General features: G+C 71.6%; 14 protein-coding genes. 9 read left to right on the top strand and 5 right to left on the bottom strand.

The window, feature by feature from the left end:
• The first annotated feature begins 67 nt into the window (after window positions 1-67).
• The 3 genes from ABZ795_RS00495 (at window position 68) to ABZ795_RS00485 (ending at window position 4121) form a co-directional block, all read left to right on the top strand.
• Window positions 68-1948: a Xaa-Pro dipeptidyl-peptidase gene (locus tag ABZ795_RS00495; protein ID WP_357527632.1), complete on the top strand. Its 1881-nt coding sequence runs from the start codon at window positions 68-70 to the stop codon at window positions 1946-1948.
• 139 nt (window positions 1949-2087) lie between these two features.
• On the top strand, window positions 2088-3206 hold the full coding sequence (locus ABZ795_RS00490; RefSeq protein ID WP_357527630.1) for a beta-eliminating lyase-related protein: 1119 nt from the start codon (window positions 2088-2090) through the stop codon (window positions 3204-3206).
• 78 nt (window positions 3207-3284) lie between these two features.
• Complete coding sequence (locus tag ABZ795_RS00485) at window positions 3285-4121, top strand: metallophosphoesterase (RefSeq protein WP_357527628.1); 837 nt, start codon at window positions 3285-3287, stop codon at window positions 4119-4121.
• Here ABZ795_RS00485 and ABZ795_RS00480 read toward each other — a convergent pair.
• Window positions 4115-5086, bottom strand: a complete 972-nt coding sequence (locus ABZ795_RS00480) for a GNAT family N-acetyltransferase (protein WP_357527626.1) — start codon at window positions 5084-5086, stop codon at window positions 4115-4117. The genes ABZ795_RS00485 and ABZ795_RS00480 overlap by 7 nt on opposite strands.
• Before the next feature lie 114 nt (window positions 5087-5200).
• Here ABZ795_RS00480 and ABZ795_RS00475 point away from each other — a divergent pair, with 114 nt between their 5' ends.
• From ABZ795_RS00475 to ABZ795_RS00465, 3 genes are read left to right on the top strand one after another with little or no spacing between them, the layout of a single operon-like run.
• A complete protein-coding gene (locus tag ABZ795_RS00475) occupies window positions 5201-6130 on the top strand; it encodes an ABC transporter ATP-binding protein (RefSeq protein WP_357527624.1) in 930 nt (309 codons plus the stop codon).
• A gap of 20 nt (window positions 6131-6150) precedes the next feature.
• Window positions 6151-6945, top strand: a complete 795-nt coding sequence (locus tag ABZ795_RS00470) for an ABC transporter permease (RefSeq protein ID WP_357527622.1) — start codon at window positions 6151-6153, stop codon at window positions 6943-6945.
• Window positions 6942-7508, top strand: coding sequence for a TetR/AcrR family transcriptional regulator (locus tag ABZ795_RS00465; RefSeq protein WP_357527620.1), 567 nt, complete (start codon window positions 6942-6944; stop codon window positions 7506-7508). The genes ABZ795_RS00470 and ABZ795_RS00465 overlap by 4 nt, the downstream gene beginning before the upstream one ends.
• Window positions 7509-7549: 41 nt before the next feature.
• Here the strand turns inward: ABZ795_RS00465 and ABZ795_RS00460 are convergent, their stop codons facing one another.
• The 3 genes from ABZ795_RS00460 to ABZ795_RS00450 form a co-directional block, all read right to left on the bottom strand.
• The gene (locus ABZ795_RS00460) at window positions 7550-8728 is read right to left on the bottom strand and encodes an acyl-CoA dehydrogenase family protein (protein ID WP_357527618.1); all 1179 of its coding nucleotides are present in this window, start codon (window positions 8726-8728) and stop codon (window positions 7550-7552) included.
• Window positions 8729-8901: 173 nt separating this feature from the next.
• On the bottom strand, window positions 8902-9546 hold the full coding sequence (locus ABZ795_RS00455; protein WP_357527616.1) for a response regulator transcription factor: 645 nt from the start codon (window positions 9544-9546) through the stop codon (window positions 8902-8904).
• Window positions 9543-10646 carry a sensor histidine kinase gene (locus ABZ795_RS00450; protein WP_357527614.1) on the bottom strand — a complete coding sequence of 368 codons (1104 nt, stop codon included), beginning with the start codon at window positions 10644-10646 and terminating at the stop codon, window positions 9543-9545. The genes ABZ795_RS00455 and ABZ795_RS00450 overlap by 4 nt, the downstream gene beginning before the upstream one ends.
• Window positions 10647-10757: 111 nt before the next feature.
• Here ABZ795_RS00450 and ABZ795_RS00445 point away from each other — a divergent pair, with 111 nt between their 5' ends.
• The 3 genes from ABZ795_RS00445 to ABZ795_RS00435 all read left to right on the top strand — a co-directional run bounded on the left by ABZ795_RS00445 (window position 10758) and on the right by ABZ795_RS00435 (window position 14023).
• The gene (locus ABZ795_RS00445) at window positions 10758-11495 is read left to right on the top strand and encodes an ABC transporter ATP-binding protein (RefSeq protein ID WP_357527612.1); all 738 of its coding nucleotides are present in this window, start codon (window positions 10758-10760) and stop codon (window positions 11493-11495) included.
• Window positions 11492-12259, top strand: a complete 768-nt coding sequence (locus ABZ795_RS00440; protein ID WP_357527610.1) for an ABC transporter permease — start codon at window positions 11492-11494, stop codon at window positions 12257-12259. Before ABZ795_RS00445 ends, ABZ795_RS00440 begins: the two co-directional genes overlap by 4 nt.
• 255 nt (window positions 12260-12514) lie before the next feature.
• Window positions 12515-14023 carry a GNAT family N-acetyltransferase gene (locus ABZ795_RS00435; RefSeq protein ID WP_357527608.1) on the top strand — a complete coding sequence of 503 codons (1509 nt, stop codon included), beginning with the start codon at window positions 12515-12517 and terminating at the stop codon, window positions 14021-14023.
• On the opposite strand, the gene ABZ795_RS00430 is transcribed toward ABZ795_RS00435, so the two are convergent.
• Entirely contained in the window at window positions 13962-14906 is a 945-nt protein-coding gene (locus tag ABZ795_RS00430) for an acyltransferase domain-containing protein (RefSeq protein WP_357527606.1), read from the bottom strand. The genes ABZ795_RS00435 and ABZ795_RS00430 overlap by 62 nt on opposite strands.
• Window positions 14907-14934: the final 28 nt, after the last annotated feature.

The raw sequence follows: 14934 nt of genomic DNA, 5'->3' as shown, positions 1-14934 counted from the left end.
GCATGTGGATCATCAACCCCCAACCCCCTTGTTGACTTCGGCCAACAGCCGAGTGAAGGGAATTTACGTGCGTCGAACCCCCCATCTAGCCCTGGTGGGCGTGGGTGTGACCGGTGCCCTGGTGCTCAGCGCCAGCCCGGTCTCCGCGAAACCCGCGCCCGCCGCCACCCCCGGCATCGTGGTAGCCGACGGCATGACCCAGCCGGTCTTCTCCTTCGCCGACGCGATCGTCGAGCGGGTGTACGTCGAGACCCCGCTGGACACCGACAGCGACGGCCGTCGTGACCGGGTGGCGATCGACATCTCCCGTCCCCGGGAGACCGCCACCGAAGGCTTCAAGGTGCCGGTCATCTTCGAGCACAGCCCGTACCGCAAGGGCACCTGGGGCAGCGTGCCCTACCACAGCGTGCTGGTCGACGACCTGCCGCAGAACGGCCTGACCCGTCGGTCCGCCTCGCTGTCCGCCGACGTCGAGGACCAGGGCGCGGTGACCAAGCCCAACCTGCCCGGCCAGCTGGACGACTACTACGTGCCGCGCGGGTACGCGGTGGTGCTCGGCCAGAGCGTCGGCACCGGCGACTCGGACGGCTGCCCGACCAGCGGTGACCAGGCCGAGACCCTCGGCACCAAGGCGGTCATCGACTGGCTCAACGGCCGGGCCGAGGGCTACGACGCCGCCGGCGCGCCGGCCAAGGCCGACTGGAGCACCGGTGCGGTCGGCATGACCGGCGCCTCCTACAACGGCACCCTGCCCAACCAGGTCGCCACCACCGGGGTCAAGGGTCTCAAGACCATCGTCCCGGTCGCGGCGATCAGCAGCTGGTACGACTACTACCGGGCCAACGGCCTGGTCGTCGCCCCCGGCGGCTACCAGGGCGAGGACGCCGACATCCTGGCCAAGTACACCGCCGGCCGGGCCCGCTCCGAGGGCCACTGCGCCGACGAGATGGCGCAGCTGACCGAGGAGCAGGACCGGGTCACCGGCGACTACTCGAAGTTCTGGGCCGACCGGGACTACCTCGACGCCAAGAAGGTCAAGGCCAGCGTCTTCGTGGTGCACGGCCTCAACGACTGGAACGTGCGCACCGAGCAGTTCGCCGGCTGGTGGGACGAGCTGGCCGAGCACAAGGTGCCGCGCAAGATCTGGCTGCACCAGGGTGGGCACAGCTCCCCCGGCAACACCGCCGCGGTTACCCTGCCGGACGGTCAGACCTGGACCTACAAGCAGACCGAGAACCGCTGGTTCGACTTCTGGCTGTGGAACGTGCCCAACGGCATCATGAACGAGCCCACCGCGGTGGTGCAGCGTGAGAACCGGGTCAACGCCACGTACGCCAACTGGCCGGACCCGGCCACCCGGGAGGTGAAGCTCCAGCTCGGCGCCACCGACCCGACCGGCCCGGGCACCCTGACCGCCGGCAAGCGGCCCAAGGACGCCACCACCGAGCAGAGCTTCGTCGACAACGGCCGCACCCTGACGCCGAACTCGCTGGTCGCCGCCCCGGACGTGGCCAACCCCAACCGGCTGGTCTACCGCACCCCGGCGCTGACCGAGGAGGTACGGATCTCCGGGCGGGCCGAGATGCGGCTGCGGATGGCGATCGAGAACAAGCCGAACGCCAACCTGACCGCGTACCTGGTCAACTACGGCCCGGAGGGCTCGACCGCCGCACCGACCGTGGTGACCCGGGGATGGATGGACCCGCAGAACCGCAAGAGCGCCTCGCGCAGCGAGCCGCTGAAGCAGGGCAAGCTGTACGACTTCACGTGGACCCTGGAGCCGAAGGACTACGTCTTCCCGGCGGGTCACCGCATCGGTGTGGTGGTCTTCTCCACCGACCAGGCGTACACCCTGCTGCCGCTGGGCGGCACCGAGTTGCGGGTCGCACCCAAGCACAGTGAGCTGCGCCTGCCGGTGGTCGGCGGCAAGAAGGCCCTCGTCTTCTGAGCCGGTAGCCCACCACGTACGACCCACGGGTCCGCCACCGGTACTGCGGTGGCGGACCCGCTCGTTCTCGTCGGGAGCCCCGCCCGATCACATGATCTTGGCTATTGCAACTAGTTTGCAACAAGCTAGGCTGCTCGGCATGAGCCCCGAGCCCTCTCCGTCGCAGGACGCCGGCCAGCCCCAGGAGCCCGCGCCGGCCCGGGCCGTACGACGGTCCCTGTTCCTGCACTCCGCCCTGCGTCGCCGCCCGCAGGAGCTGCTGCGGGCGATGCTGTCGCAGGTCGACGCCGACACACCGCCCAACGGCCCGGACGGTCCGGTGGCCGTCCTGGAACGGCGGATCGCCTCGCTGCTCGGCAAGGAGGAGGCGCTGTTCTTCCCGTCCGGGACGATGGCGCAGCAGGTCACCCTGCGCATTCACGCCGACCGCCGGGGGCGTCGGGCGTTCGCCGCCCATCCGCAGAGCCACCTGGAGGTCTGGGAGCATCAGGGGTACGCCGTCGTGCACGGTCTGCGGTGTCACCCGGTCGGCGACCGGCACCGGCTGATGCGCCTTACCGACCTGGCCGCCCTCGGCGAACCGCTGGCGGCGGTGCTCTGGGAACTCCCGCAGCGCGACATCGGCGGGCTGCTGCCGGAGTGGGAGGACCTGGTCGCCCAGACCTCGGCGATGCGCGAACGGGGTGCGGCGATCCACCTCGACGGTGCGCGCCTGTGGGAGGCCCAGACGTACTACGCCCGGCCGTTCGCGGAGATCGCCGGATTGTTCGACACCGCGTACGTCTCGCTCTACAAGGGGCTTCAGGGCACCGGCGGGGCGGTGCTCGCCGGGCCGCGTGACCTCCTAGCGGAGGCCCGGGTCTGGCGGCGTCGGCTCGGTGGCGACGTCTACGACGCCTGGCCCATCGCGCTCGCCGCCCTGCACGGCCTGGACACCCACCTGCCCCGGCTGGCGGCATACCGCGACCACGCGGTGGCGATCGCGGCGGCCATCACGGCCGACGGGGTGGCCCGGGTGGTGCCGAACCCACCGCAGACGCCGCTGTTCCATGTGCACCTGCCGGTCGGCCCGGCCGCCGCCGAGCGGGCCGCCGAGACCCTGCTCGCCGACACCGGGGTGGAGCTGTTCGGCCGTACCCGGTCGGCGCCGGACCCCGACCGGTGCTCGTTCGAGGTGACCGTCGGGGAGAACGCCATGGAGTTCACTCCCGAGGAGGTCGTCAGCCTCCTGCATCACCTGCTCAGGCACGCCACCTGACGGTCGAGGGTCAGGTGCGCGGCACTACGGCACTTTCGAGGGCTGTCGGACGGCCGGCGGGCTGGCATGATCGGGGGGATGACCGGATCACTCTTCGCTACCAGCGACCTGCATGTCGCGTACCCGGACAACCGACGGATCGTCGACCGGATCGAGCCGGAGTCGGCGGACGACTGGCTGATCGTCGCCGGTGACGTCGGCGAACGCTTCGCGGACATCGAGGCCACCCTGCGCCTGCTGCGCAGCCGGTTCGCCCAGGTCATCTGGGCCCCCGGCAACCACGAGCTGTGGACCCACACCGCCGATCCGGTACGCCTGCGCGGCGAGCACCGGTACCGGGAGCTGGTCCGGATGTGTCGGGACATCGGGGTCCTCACCCCGGAGGACGACTACGCCGTCTGGCACGGGCCGGGCGGGCCGGTGACGATCGCGCCGCTGTTCCTGCTCTACGACTACACCTTCCGGCCGCCGGGGGCGGCCACCAAGGAGGAGGCGCTGCGGCAGGCGTACGCCACCGGGGTGGTCTGCACCGACGAGATGCTGCTGCATCCGGACCCCTATCCGGACCGGGAGTCCTGGTGTCACGCCCGGGTGGCCGAGTCCGAACGTCGCCTGGCCGCCACCGACCCGGCCCTGCCGACCCTGCTGGTCAACCACTGGCCGCTGGTGCGTCAGCCCACCGAGGTGCTGTGGTACCCGGAGTTCGCCCAGTGGTGCGGGACCGTGCTCACCGCGGACTGGCATGTCCGGTTCCGGGCCGCCGCGGTGGTCTACGGCCACCTGCACATCCCCCGCACCACCCACTACGACGGGGTACGGTTCGAGGAGGTCTCGCTCGGCTATCCCCGGGAGTGGAGCAAGCGAGGACCGGCCCCCAACCCCCTGCGCCGGATCTTCGGGGCCCCCGGTCAGTAGCCGATCGTGCGGTGCAGGCGCAGGAAGGTCTCCGTGAAGCCGAGCCGGGGCCAGGTGCGCGACGACAGCAGGTTGGTCACCCGCCAGTCGGTGACCACGCAGTCGAAACCGCTGTCGACCGCCCAGTCGAGGACGGCGGTGCCGAGGGCCCGACCGGCACCGGCCCCACGGGCGGCGGGGAACACCGCGGCGAAGCCGAGGAACCCGGCGTTGTCCGGGCGGGCCGGGCCCAGGTGAGCGCTCGACCTCTCCAAGGCGCACCCGATCGCGGAGCCGACCACCTTGCCGTCGCGGACGGCGACGAAGGTGACGTACTCCGGGTCGTCGATCTCCTCGGCCCAGTCCTCCAGGCCCTCCTCGACGGTGCCGACCCGGCCGGCCGAGAAGGTCGGGGACAGTCCCTGGTGCACCGGTAGTTCCAGGTCGAGCCGGGCCAGGTCCGGAATGTCGGCCGGGGTGGCCCGGCGCACCGACAGCCCTTCCGGCCGGGGTGCCGCCGCCGGCCTGGTGGCCGGTCGGACGGCGTGGGCGTGCTGCTGGCCGAAGCCCAGCCGGAACCAGGCCCGGACCAGATCCTCGTCATGGGCCGGTACGACGACATAGTGGGCGGTACGGCCCTCGTCGACCCAGCGGGTCGCGGCGGCGGCGTACAGGTCGCGCATCACCTCGGGGTCGACGGTCGCCTGCCCGGCCGCTTCGACCCAGATGTTCGGCCCCCACAGCGGCGAGGTCTTCGGCGCCCCGAGCACGAAGCCGACCGGTACCCCGGCCCGGATCGCCACCGCCCCGGAGGCTTCCGGGGTCTCGAAGGCGGCCCTGACCTCGGCTACGGCGGCCTCCGGTGTCTCGAAGCGCGCGGACAGCAACGGCTGTGCGGTGCGGTGCCGACGGTGCCGCTGGGCCAGCAGTTCGCCGCAGGCCGTCAGGTCACCGGCGGCCAAGGGCCGAATCTCCGCAGGGCTCATGGGGCGACACCCTAGTGCCCGCCAACACACCCGGGCACCGGGTATTTGCGCCCCGCACGGGGGCTGGTCGACTCCCGTTCGAACGCCCTACCTATCGGTAGGTAGGCTGGTGCCATGACCCCGGATCCCATCGTGCAGATCACCGATCTCACCAAGATCTACAAAACCCGCCGAGCCCTGGACGAGCTGACCCTCCGGGTCGAGCCGGGCAGCCGCTTCGTCGTCCTCGGGCACAACGGCGCGGGCAAATCGACCCTGCTGGAGATCATCGCCACCCTGCGCGTACCGACCAGCGGCTCGGTCCGGGTCGGCGGGTTCGACACCGTGACCCAGGCCCGCGAGGCCGGACGCCTGATCGGCCTGGCGCCGCAGTCGAACGCCCTGGACCCGCTGGCCACCCCGGCCGAGGTGCTCGACTTCCAGGCGGTGGCCCTGGGGTTGGGGCGGCGGCAGCGGACCCAGCGCACCCGCGACCTGCTGGACCTGTTCGACCTGGGCGAGCACCGCGACTCCCGGGTGGCCACCCTCTCCGGCGGCACCCGCCGGAAGCTGGACCTGGCCGTGGCCCTGGTCGCCGAGCCCAGGCTGGTGATCCTGGACGAGCCCACCACCGGCCTGGACCCCCTGGCCCGGCTCGACTTCTGGGCCGAACTGAACCGGCTCAACCAGGGCGGCACCACCCTGCTCATCTCGACCCAGGACCTGCACGAGGCCGACGTCCTGGCCACCGACATCGCGGTGCTGCGCGAGGGACGGCTGGTCGCCCAGGGCACCCCGACCTCCCTCAAACAACGGGTGGGCACCCGCACCCTGACCCTGGAGTTGACCAGCGAGGCCGCCGCCAAGGCCCTCGTCGCCCACTCCCGGATCGGCTTCCATGCCGACGAGGAGCACGGCGACCGGGTACGCCTGAGCATCTCCGAGGACCCGGCCGCCCTGCGCGACGCCCTGGACGAGATCCGCGACCGCACCGGAGACCTCACCGGACTGCACCTGCGCGAACCCTCGCTCGATGACGTGTTCGTCGCCCTGGCCGCCCGCTGACCCCCACCGAAAGGCATCCGATGACCCTCCCGCTGGCGGTCGCCCCGCCCCGTCGCACTCCGGCTCCGGTCGTTCTCGCCGCCGTACGCCGATCCACCCGGGCCGTGCTCCGCTCGCCCGCGCTGCTGATCTCACCGGTCGCGCAGAGCCTGTTCTTCCTGCTCGTCTACGCCGGGCAGCTCACCACGGTCGGCAGTAGCTACCTGCACGGGACGAACTTCATCGCCTTCCTGCTGCCGCTGATCCTGCTCACCGGGGTGGCCACCGGGGCGGGCGCCGCCGGCACCCTGGTCCTGCGCGACCTGACCAGCGGTTACCTGGACCGGCTGCGGCTGGCCCACGGCAGCACGGTGCCGTTCCTGGTCGGCCCGGTCGTCGCCGCCCTGCTGGCGGTCGCCGTGCAGATGGTCGTCACGGTCCTCGGCGCGGCCCTGATCGGCTACCGTCCGCAGAGCTGGCCCGGGGTGCTGGGGGTGTTCCTGTTGCTGGCGGCCCTGGGGCTCGGGGTCGCGCTGCTGAGCACCGCGCTGGCCATCCGGTCGGTCTCGGCCTCCACCACCGGCCTGGTCACCCTCGCCGTGTTCGGGCTCTCCTTCTTCACCGGGGTCTTCGCGCCGGTGGACGACCTGGCCACCTGGATGCGGGTGATCGCGATGGTCAACCCGCTGACCTATATCGTCGAAACCGCCCGTCAGCTCGGTGGCGGCGACCCGCTGACCGCCGCCCCCGCCGGGGTGGCCGCAGTCGCCGTCCTGATCGTCGCCGGGATGGCCGCCTGTGCCCTGGCCCTGCGCACCGCTAGGAAGAACCGATGAGTCCGCAGCCTGACACCCGCGTCCAGATCATGGACGCCTTCGCCGAGCAACTGGCCGCCACCGGCTACCCGGGGATCTCCCTGGCGCAGGTGGGGCGGACCGTCGGCATCCAGAAGCCCTCCATCTACCACCACTTCCCCGGTGGCAAGGAGGACCTCTACATCGCGGTCGCCGAACGCTACATCCAGGCCGTCGGCGGGCAGGTCGCCGCCGCCCTGGCCGACCCGGGTGCGGTCGAGCAGCGGCTGCACGCCCTGGCCACCGTGGTGGCCGGGCAGAAGGGTGAGGCGATCACCTTCGAACAGCGCATCTACGACGCCCTTCCCCTGGTCAGCGAGGCGACCAGGGACCACGTCTCGGCCCGCTACGTCGCCCTGCTGCTGGCCCCGGTCACCGAGTTCTTCACCGAGGCACGACAGGCGGGCCTGGTCGCCGGGGAACCGGAGTTCCTGATGAACGCCTTCCTGCACCTGGCCCGCGCCGCCGACCTGACCGACGACACCGGCCCGGCCCGGATCGTCGCCCTCTTCCTCGACGGCGCCCGCCCCCGCAGCACCGGCTGACCGGCCTGTGCGCCCCGGGGGAAACCCCGGGGCGGGTCGGCTCAGCGGAAGGCGGAGTGGCCGGTGAGCACCTGGCCGATGATCAACTGGTGCACCTCGGAGGTGCCCTCGTAGGTCAGCACGGATTCCAGGTTCGCGGCGTGCCGGATGACCGGATAGTCCAGGGTGATGCCGGCCGCCCCGAGGATGGTGCGGCATTCCCGGGCGATCGCGATGGCCTCCCGGACGCTGTTGAGCTTGCCGAGACTCACCTGCCGGTGGTCCAGGGTGCCGGCGTCCTTGGCCACCCCCAGGTGCATGGCCAGCAGCATGCCCTTGCCCAGTTCCAGGCTCATGTCGGCGAGCTTGAGCTGGGTGGCTTGGTACGCGGCCAGCGGCCGGTCGAAGATCTGCCGGGTGCGGGCGTACTCGATGGTGGCCTGAAGGCAGTCCTGGGCCGCGCCGAGGGCCCCGAAGACGATGCCGAACCGGGCCTCGTTGAGGCAGGACAGCGGCCCGGACAACCCGGCCGCCTCCGGCAGCATGGCCTCGGCGGGCAGCCGGACCCCGTCCAGGACGAGTTCGGAGGTGACCGAGGCGCGCAGGGACTGCTTGCGGGTGATCTCCGGTGCGGTGAAGCCGGGGGTGCCGGCGGGCACCAGGAACCCCCGTACCCCCTCGTCGGTGCGGGCCCACACCACGGCCACGTCCGCGATCGACCCGTTGGTGATCCACATCTTGGTGCCGTCGAGCACCCAGTCGCCGCCGTCCCGGCGGGCCCGGGTGCGCATGCCGGAGGGGTCCGAGCCGAAGTCCGGCTCGGTCAGCCCGAAGCAGCCGATCGCCTCACCGGCGGCCATCCGGGGCAGCCACTGCTGCTTCTGCTCCTCCGACCCGAACCGCCAGATCGCGTACATGGCCAGGGAACCCTGCACGGAGACCAGGGAGCGCAACCCGGAGTCGCCGGCCTCCAACTCGTAGCAGGCCAGCCCGTAGGCGGTGGCCGAGGTGCCGGCGCAGCCGTACCCGGTCAGGTGCATCCCCAGCACGCCGAGTTCCCCGAGTTCCCGGGCCAGTTCCCGGGCCGGCAACTGACCGTCCTCGTACCAGGTGGCGATGTGCGGCCGGACCCGCCGGTCGACGAAGGCCCGCACGGCGGCCTGGAGGTGCCGGGTGTCCTCGTCGATGAGGGAGTCGATCCCGAAGTAGTCGAGGGTGGACGCGGGTACGGTCAGGGTCACGGGCGGTTTCCTTCCGGCGCGGTTCAGGTGCGCGATCACGCCACGGCCAGGCCGTGGCGCCGAGCGCGTCGAGGGTCCCCGCCACCCGGTGCGCGGTGGCCAGGCCCTGAGGATGGTCTAGCAGGGTCCCGGCAGGTCCGCAGGCTCGGGGTGCGGGACATCGACGCCCCGGGTCAGTCCAAAATGCCCTCGTGCAGGGCACGCAGCACCGCGTTCGTCCGGTCCCGGGCACCCAGCTTGGTCAGGATCGTGGAGACGTGGTTCTTGACCGTGCCCTCGGCCAGGAACAGCGCACCGGCGATCTCGCGGTTGTTGTAGCCGTGCGCGACCAGCCGCAGCACCTGCCGCTCCCGCTCGGTCAGGCGGGCCACCCTGGGTGCGTCCGGGCCGGCCGGGGAGGGACCGGAGCGGATCGCCCGCAGCATCCGCTCGGTGATCGAGGGGGCGATCAGGGTGCCGCCGTCGGCCAGGGTGCGGATCGCCCGGGTGAGCTGTGCCAAGGTCACATCCTTGAGCAGGTAGCCGCGGGCCCCCGCGTGCAGGGCCGCCAGCACCAGCGCGTCGTCGTTGAAGGTGGTCAGCACCAGCACCGGGATGTCGATGCCGGCGGCCTGCAACTGCTCGATGGTCCAGATGCCGTCGTAGCGGGGCATCCGCAGGTCCAGCAGGATCACGTCGGGTGCGGTTCGCTCGATCACCGCCAGGGCCTCCCGACCGTCGGCCGCCTCACCGACGACATCGACCTGGGCGACCTCCAGCAGCCCACGGATGCCCTGCCGGATCAGGGTCTGGTCGTCGACGACCACCACCCGGATCATGGCGTCGGCATCCGCGCGGTCACCCGGAACCCGGCCGAGCCCTCCACCGCCAGGTCGCCGCCGAGGGCCTCGAACCGTTCCCGCAGGCCACGTAGCCCGTTACCGAACGCCGGATCACCCGCACCCCGCCCGTCGTCGCGCGCGTCGAGCACGATCCCCGCGTCGTCACCGGTGATCGAGATCCGCAGTTCGCGCGCCTCGGCATGCCGGATCGTGTTGGTGATGATCTCCTGGGCGGCGCGGACGAGGGCCGCTGCCCGTTCGTCGTCCACCCACACCTGCGGTGACACCTCGATCGACACCTCCAGGCCGGGCAGGTCACGGGCCAACCGCCGGAGGGCCTCCTCGAGGTCGACGGCCTCCGCCCTGAGGTGTCCGACCGTGGTGCGGACGTCGCTGAGCAGTTCCCGGGCCACCCGGTCGGCCCGCTCCACATGCTGTCGCGCCGCAGGGCCGTCGAGGTGTCGGGCGGTCTCCAACTCCAGAGTCAGCACGGTCAACTGGTGACCGATCAGGTCGTGCAGCTCCCGGGAGATCCGCAGCCGTTCCTCCGTCCGGGCGGACTCCTCCAACCGCAACCCGGCGGCCTTCAACTCCACATGGGCCGCGGCGAGTTCCCGGCGCATCCGCTGTTCCCGCAGCAGGGTCATCGCACTCAGCAGCGAGGCCAACTGGATCAGCAGGTAGAAACCCACTATCAGGCCCAGCTCCCCCGGCGTACGGGTGGTCGGCACCGCGACAAGGATGATCACCCCCGTGTTGAGGGCTACCACGACCAGCCCGACCGGCAGCGGAACCAGGTAGACGCTCACCGCGGCGGTGAGGACCAGCAGCACCGGCAGCAGCCCCACCTGGTGGATGGTGAGCACCAGCGCCCAGGCCGCGACCACCGCCACCCCGTACGCCAGGTGCCGCACCCGGCGCTGCCCGGACGCGGCCGGTGCGGTCAGCAGCGCCGCCAGCAGCAGCACGAACAGGGCGATCCACCAGCCCCGCCCGATCCGCAGTTCGGCGCCGCCGAACAGACCGGGGGTGGCGACGGCCACCGCCACCACGAGCATCGCGAGACCGGACCACTCCTCGGTGCCGACACGTCGCATGTGGCCACCCTAGATGGGTTTCGCCCCGATAACCGGTGCCGGAAGTCATGGTCGGGGGTCATGACTTCCGGTACGGGAATCGACCATGGTTGTGCTCGTAGCGTGGCGGACATGACCAGTTCCGAGCCGGCGGTCCTCGCCGAAGACCTAGCCAAGCGCTACGGCCGCGTCCAGGCGGTGACCGGGGTCAGCCTGCGCATCGCGCACGGTGAGACGATGGGCCTGTGCGGCACCAACGGCGCGGGCAAGACGACGACCGTCGAGATGATCGCCGGGCTCCGGGTCCCCGACCGGGGGCGGGTACGCGTTCTCGGCCTGGATCCCCGCCGTGACCGGGCCCGGCTGCGGCAGGTGCTCGGCGTGCAGCTCCAGGACGCCTACCTGCATCATGCGCTGCGGGTCAGCGAACTGGTCGAGCTGTACCGCAGCTTCTACCCCGATCCCCGTCCCACGGACGAACTGCTGGACCTGGTCGACCTGACCCGGCAACGCCGGACCATCTTCGAGAAGCTCTCCGGCGGGCAGAAACAGCGGCTTTCGATCGCCCTGGCGCTGGTCGGGCGGCCCCGGGTGGCCATCCTCGACGAGCTGACCACCGGCCTGGACCCGACCGCCCGGCGCCGCATGTGGGGCACCATCGAACGGCTCAGGTCCGATCAGGTCACCCTTCTGCTGGTCAGCCACGCGATGGAGGAGGTCGAACGGCTCTGCGACCGGGTAGCCGTCCTGGACGCCGGCCGGGTCATCGCCGTGGACACCCCCGCCGGTCTGCGCAGTCGGGCCGGCACCGACACCCTGGACGAAGCCTTCGTCGCGTTGACCGGCAAGAACCTGGAGGAGGCGGCATGACGACCGCTGCCCTGCCCCATCGCCCCGGGGCGCGCGCCCTGCTGGTCCTGGTCGGATGTGAGGCCAGGATGGTCGTACGGGACACCGCCGGGCTGATCGTCCCGCTGGGCCTGCCGCTGCTGATCCTGCTGACCAGTGCGGGTTCCGCCGGTAGCCAGGTCGTGGCCGACGGGCGTACGGCGTTGGAGGTGTACGTCCTCCCGCTGGTGGTCACCATGGTCGTGGCGATGATCGGCATCATCAACATGCCGAGTTTCCTGGCCTACTACCGACGCTCGGGCATCCTGCGGCGGCTGGCGGTCACCCCGGTCTCGCCGGCTCTGGTGCTGGCCGCCCAGGCGATCGTGAGCATCGCACAGACCCTGACCGGCATCACGCTGGCCGCCGGGGTGGCGCTGCTGGTGTTCGACGCACGCCCGCCCGCCGACATCGCCGTGGCGCTCGGCGTGCTGGCGCTCACGATGGCGGCGATGTACGCCATCGGCATGATGGTCGCGGCGGTCGCACCGACGCCCAACTCGGCCGTGGCCCTCGGCCTGGTCGCGTTCTTCCTTCTCGGCGCCCTCGGCGGCATGTTCGGCGGCCGGGACGCGCTGCCCGATCCGCTCGCCGACCTCGGTGGCTGGCTGCCCTTCGGTGCCGCCGTGGAGGCCATCTCGTCCGCCTGGACCGGCTCCGCCGTCGAGGCAGCACCCCTGCTCGGTCTCGGCGCGACAGTGATCGTCGGCACCCTGGTAGCCGCCCTCCTGTTCCGCTGGGAATGACCCCCGACGGACTCCGCGACACCCTGACATCGCCCCGCGACCACGACGGCGGCGCTTGACCCCGCATGCGGCCACCCGGCCACGACGGCGAGAGTTCACGCTCGATCTAGCATCGAGTGGCTATCCATCGCAGGATAGCCACTCGATCCCGGATCGAGCGCGATCATGGGCGGGCGACCTGCGCCTTCCCCATGCCCGTCATGGTGCAGGATCGGGCGGTCGCCCAAAATTTGATTCGGGAGGCGGGATCGAGCCATGGAGATCCGGGAGATCGCACCCGGCGGGGACGAGTCCCTGGCACGGGCGCTGCTGGCGGTGCAGCATGCGGCGTACGCGGTGGAGGCGGCGATCATCGGCGACGACCGGATCCCGCCGCTGTACGAGACTCTCGACGAGTTGCGTGCTGCGCCGCTGAAGTGGCTCGGCGCCTTCCAGGAACACCGGCTGATCGGGGCGATCGGCTGGTCGGAGGACGACTCGGTGGTGGACATCGACCGGCTCGTCGTCGATCCGGCGGCGCATCGGCGCGGTGCCGGCCGGGCGTTGGTGGGCGCAGTTCTCGCCTCGGCCGGTCACCGTCGAACCGTCGTGGCGACGGGACGGGACAACCGGCCCGCCAGAAGGCTGTACGAGGGTCTCGGGTTCGTGCGCACCGGCGAGGTGGCGGTCGTCCCCGGTCTCTGGATCACGCAGTACGCCCACCCTCCGACGGCGCAGTCGGCGAAGGACACCGCTGGCACCGCCGCCGCGTTCGTCATCGCCGGCCAACTGGTCGACGAGGGGCTGACATCCGACCGGGCCGATCGCACCGGGCCGTTTCCTGCCGCAGTGCCGGGCTGGGACGAGGCCCTCGCGCCACGGCAGCGGGCCCTGCTGCGGCGGTGGCTTCCGGGCGCGACCCTCGTGCGGGACCACAGCTGGGGTCTGGTGGCGACGAGGGTGATCGAGGTTTCCTGCGCCGGGTCACGGTTCATCGTCAAGGCCGGTGGTGCCGACGACCGCCAGACAGAGCGGGAACTGCACGCCCACCGCCACTGGTTGCGGCCCTGGGCCGACCGGGGTCGCGCGCCGACCCTGGTGCACGGCAGCGTGCCGGAGAAACTCCTGGTCACCCGCTACCTGCCCGGAGAACTGGTGCTCGGCACCACCAACGCTGAGCAGCCCGACACGTACCGGCAGGCGGGCGCGTTGCTGGCGCTGCTGCACGCCCAGAACGCCGTGAGCGACGACGACTACGAACTGCGGGAGAACGAGAGGTCGCTGCTCTGGCTCGACCGACCGCACCGGATCGCCGCGCGCACCGTCGCGCGGCTGCGGGCCGAGATCGCCGACTGGCCGACCCCGCCCGCGATCCTCGTCCCCACCCACGGTGACTGGCAGCCCCGCAACTGGCTCGTGCACGACGGCGTCGTGAGCATCATCGACTTCGGCCGGGCGGCGCTGCGGCCCGCGTTCACCGACTTCGCCCGGCTGGCCGTACAGGAATTCCGTCGGGATCCGCGCCTGGAAGCGGCCTTCCTCGAAGGCTACGGCGCCGATCCGCGCGAGGCGGGCGCGTGGTACCGCACCCTGGTCCGCGCGGCGATCGGCACCGCGGCGTGGGCCCACCAGGTGGGTGACGAGTCGTTCGAAGCCCAGGGTCATCGGATGCTCGCCGAGGTGTTGGCGGCGGCAGGGCACGGCGATCGCCGTTCGGCCCGCGCTAGCGGGGAAATCGGCCGCGCCGCCACTGCCAGTGGCGACCGGCCGTCAGGTGGTCGATGACCGCGCGTTGCAGCAGGGTACGGCGGGGCAGGGCGTCCAGCGGCGTGGTGAGGGTACGGAAGACGAACCGCAGGACTTCGACGTCGGGATCCAGCCCTTCGGGCTGCTCGTAGGGCTCCAACTCGAACCGGCGCTGGAACCGGACGATGTTGGAGTCCTCCGGCAGGTACTCCGCCAGTTGCGGATCCAGCAGCCACGAGCCGCAGGCGAAGGCGGTGTAGTGCTCGTCGGGGAAGTGGCGTGGGAAGAACTCCCGGGCCTCGTTGAGCGACGTGTCGATCGCCTCCGGGGTCAACGGGCCGGAGTCGGGGATGTGCAGGTCGATGGTGGTGCCGGCGCGGTGGTACTGCAACCTGCCAAGCTCGTACAGGCTGCCGCGCATGTGCAGCGTCAGCCAACTCTGCATGACCGGCCAGCCCTCGCCGTTCATCCGTCGGTCGATCGCCAGGTTCCGGCCGATGTCGGCGAAGGTCGTCCAGGACACCGCGCCGGGGATGCCGTGATCGCGGTGGTACGCCATGACGACGTCGACCAGGGCCAGGTACGCGTACACGTAGAGGTGCCGCCAGGCGGGTCCTCGGTCGCGGGGCAACTCCGGACCGGGCGGCAGCCAGCCGTGGCCCCCGAGGTTGGCGCGAACCAGCGCGATCGAGCGGTCGAGCAGCCAGCGCAGCTCCGGCGTCCACTGTGGTGAGCCGGATTCGGGCCAGCCCGCGAGGATCTCGGCGGCGTCGTCGGGCGGAACCGCGAGCCGGTCGAGCAACGCCGGTGCGTCGGCTCTGGCGGGTAGCGGCGCCGACGGCCGGTCACCGGCGAGCCGGTGCACCCGCTCGACCTCCTCGACGGGCACCCCGAGTCGGGCGGCGGTGTCGACAGCGTCCACGGGGCCGACCCTACCGACCGGCGGCCCG

Origin of the sequence: Micromonospora sp. NPDC047134 (assembly GCF_040643455.1) — a bacterium.
GTDB lineage: Bacteria > Actinomycetota > Actinomycetes > Mycobacteriales > Micromonosporaceae > Micromonospora.
This window is presented reverse-complemented; position numbering and strand designations above follow the sequence as displayed.

Excerpts from the sequence above, each read along its gene's own strand:
- ABZ795_RS00450 (WP_357527614.1), bottom strand. The coding sequence starts at position 10,646 with ATGCGACGTGTCGGCACCGAGGAGTGGTCCGGTCTCGCGATGCTCGTG.
- ABZ795_RS00475 (WP_357527624.1), top strand. The coding sequence starts at position 5,201 with ATGACCCCGGATCCCATCGTGCAGATCACCGATCTCACCAAGATCTAC.
- ABZ795_RS00470 (WP_357527622.1), top strand. The coding sequence starts at position 6,151 with ATGACCCTCCCGCTGGCGGTCGCCCCGCCCCGTCGCACTCCGGCTCCG.
- ABZ795_RS00445 (WP_357527612.1), top strand. The coding sequence starts at position 10,758 with ATGACCAGTTCCGAGCCGGCGGTCCTCGCCGAAGACCTAGCCAAGCGC.
- ABZ795_RS00455 (WP_357527616.1), bottom strand. The coding sequence starts at position 9,546 with ATGATCCGGGTGGTGGTCGTCGACGACCAGACCCTGATCCGGCAGGGC.
- ABZ795_RS00490 (WP_357527630.1), top strand. The coding sequence starts at position 2,088 with ATGAGCCCCGAGCCCTCTCCGTCGCAGGACGCCGGCCAGCCCCAGGAG.
- ABZ795_RS00485 (WP_357527628.1), top strand. The coding sequence starts at position 3,285 with ATGACCGGATCACTCTTCGCTACCAGCGACCTGCATGTCGCGTACCCG.
- ABZ795_RS00480 (WP_357527626.1), bottom strand. The coding sequence starts at position 5,086 with ATGAGCCCTGCGGAGATTCGGCCCTTGGCCGCCGGTGACCTGACGGCC.
- ABZ795_RS00465 (WP_357527620.1), top strand. The coding sequence starts at position 6,942 with ATGAGTCCGCAGCCTGACACCCGCGTCCAGATCATGGACGCCTTCGCC.
- ABZ795_RS00435 (WP_357527608.1), top strand. The coding sequence starts at position 12,515 with ATGGAGATCCGGGAGATCGCACCCGGCGGGGACGAGTCCCTGGCACGG.
- ABZ795_RS00440 (WP_357527610.1), top strand. The coding sequence starts at position 11,492 with ATGACGACCGCTGCCCTGCCCCATCGCCCCGGGGCGCGCGCCCTGCTG.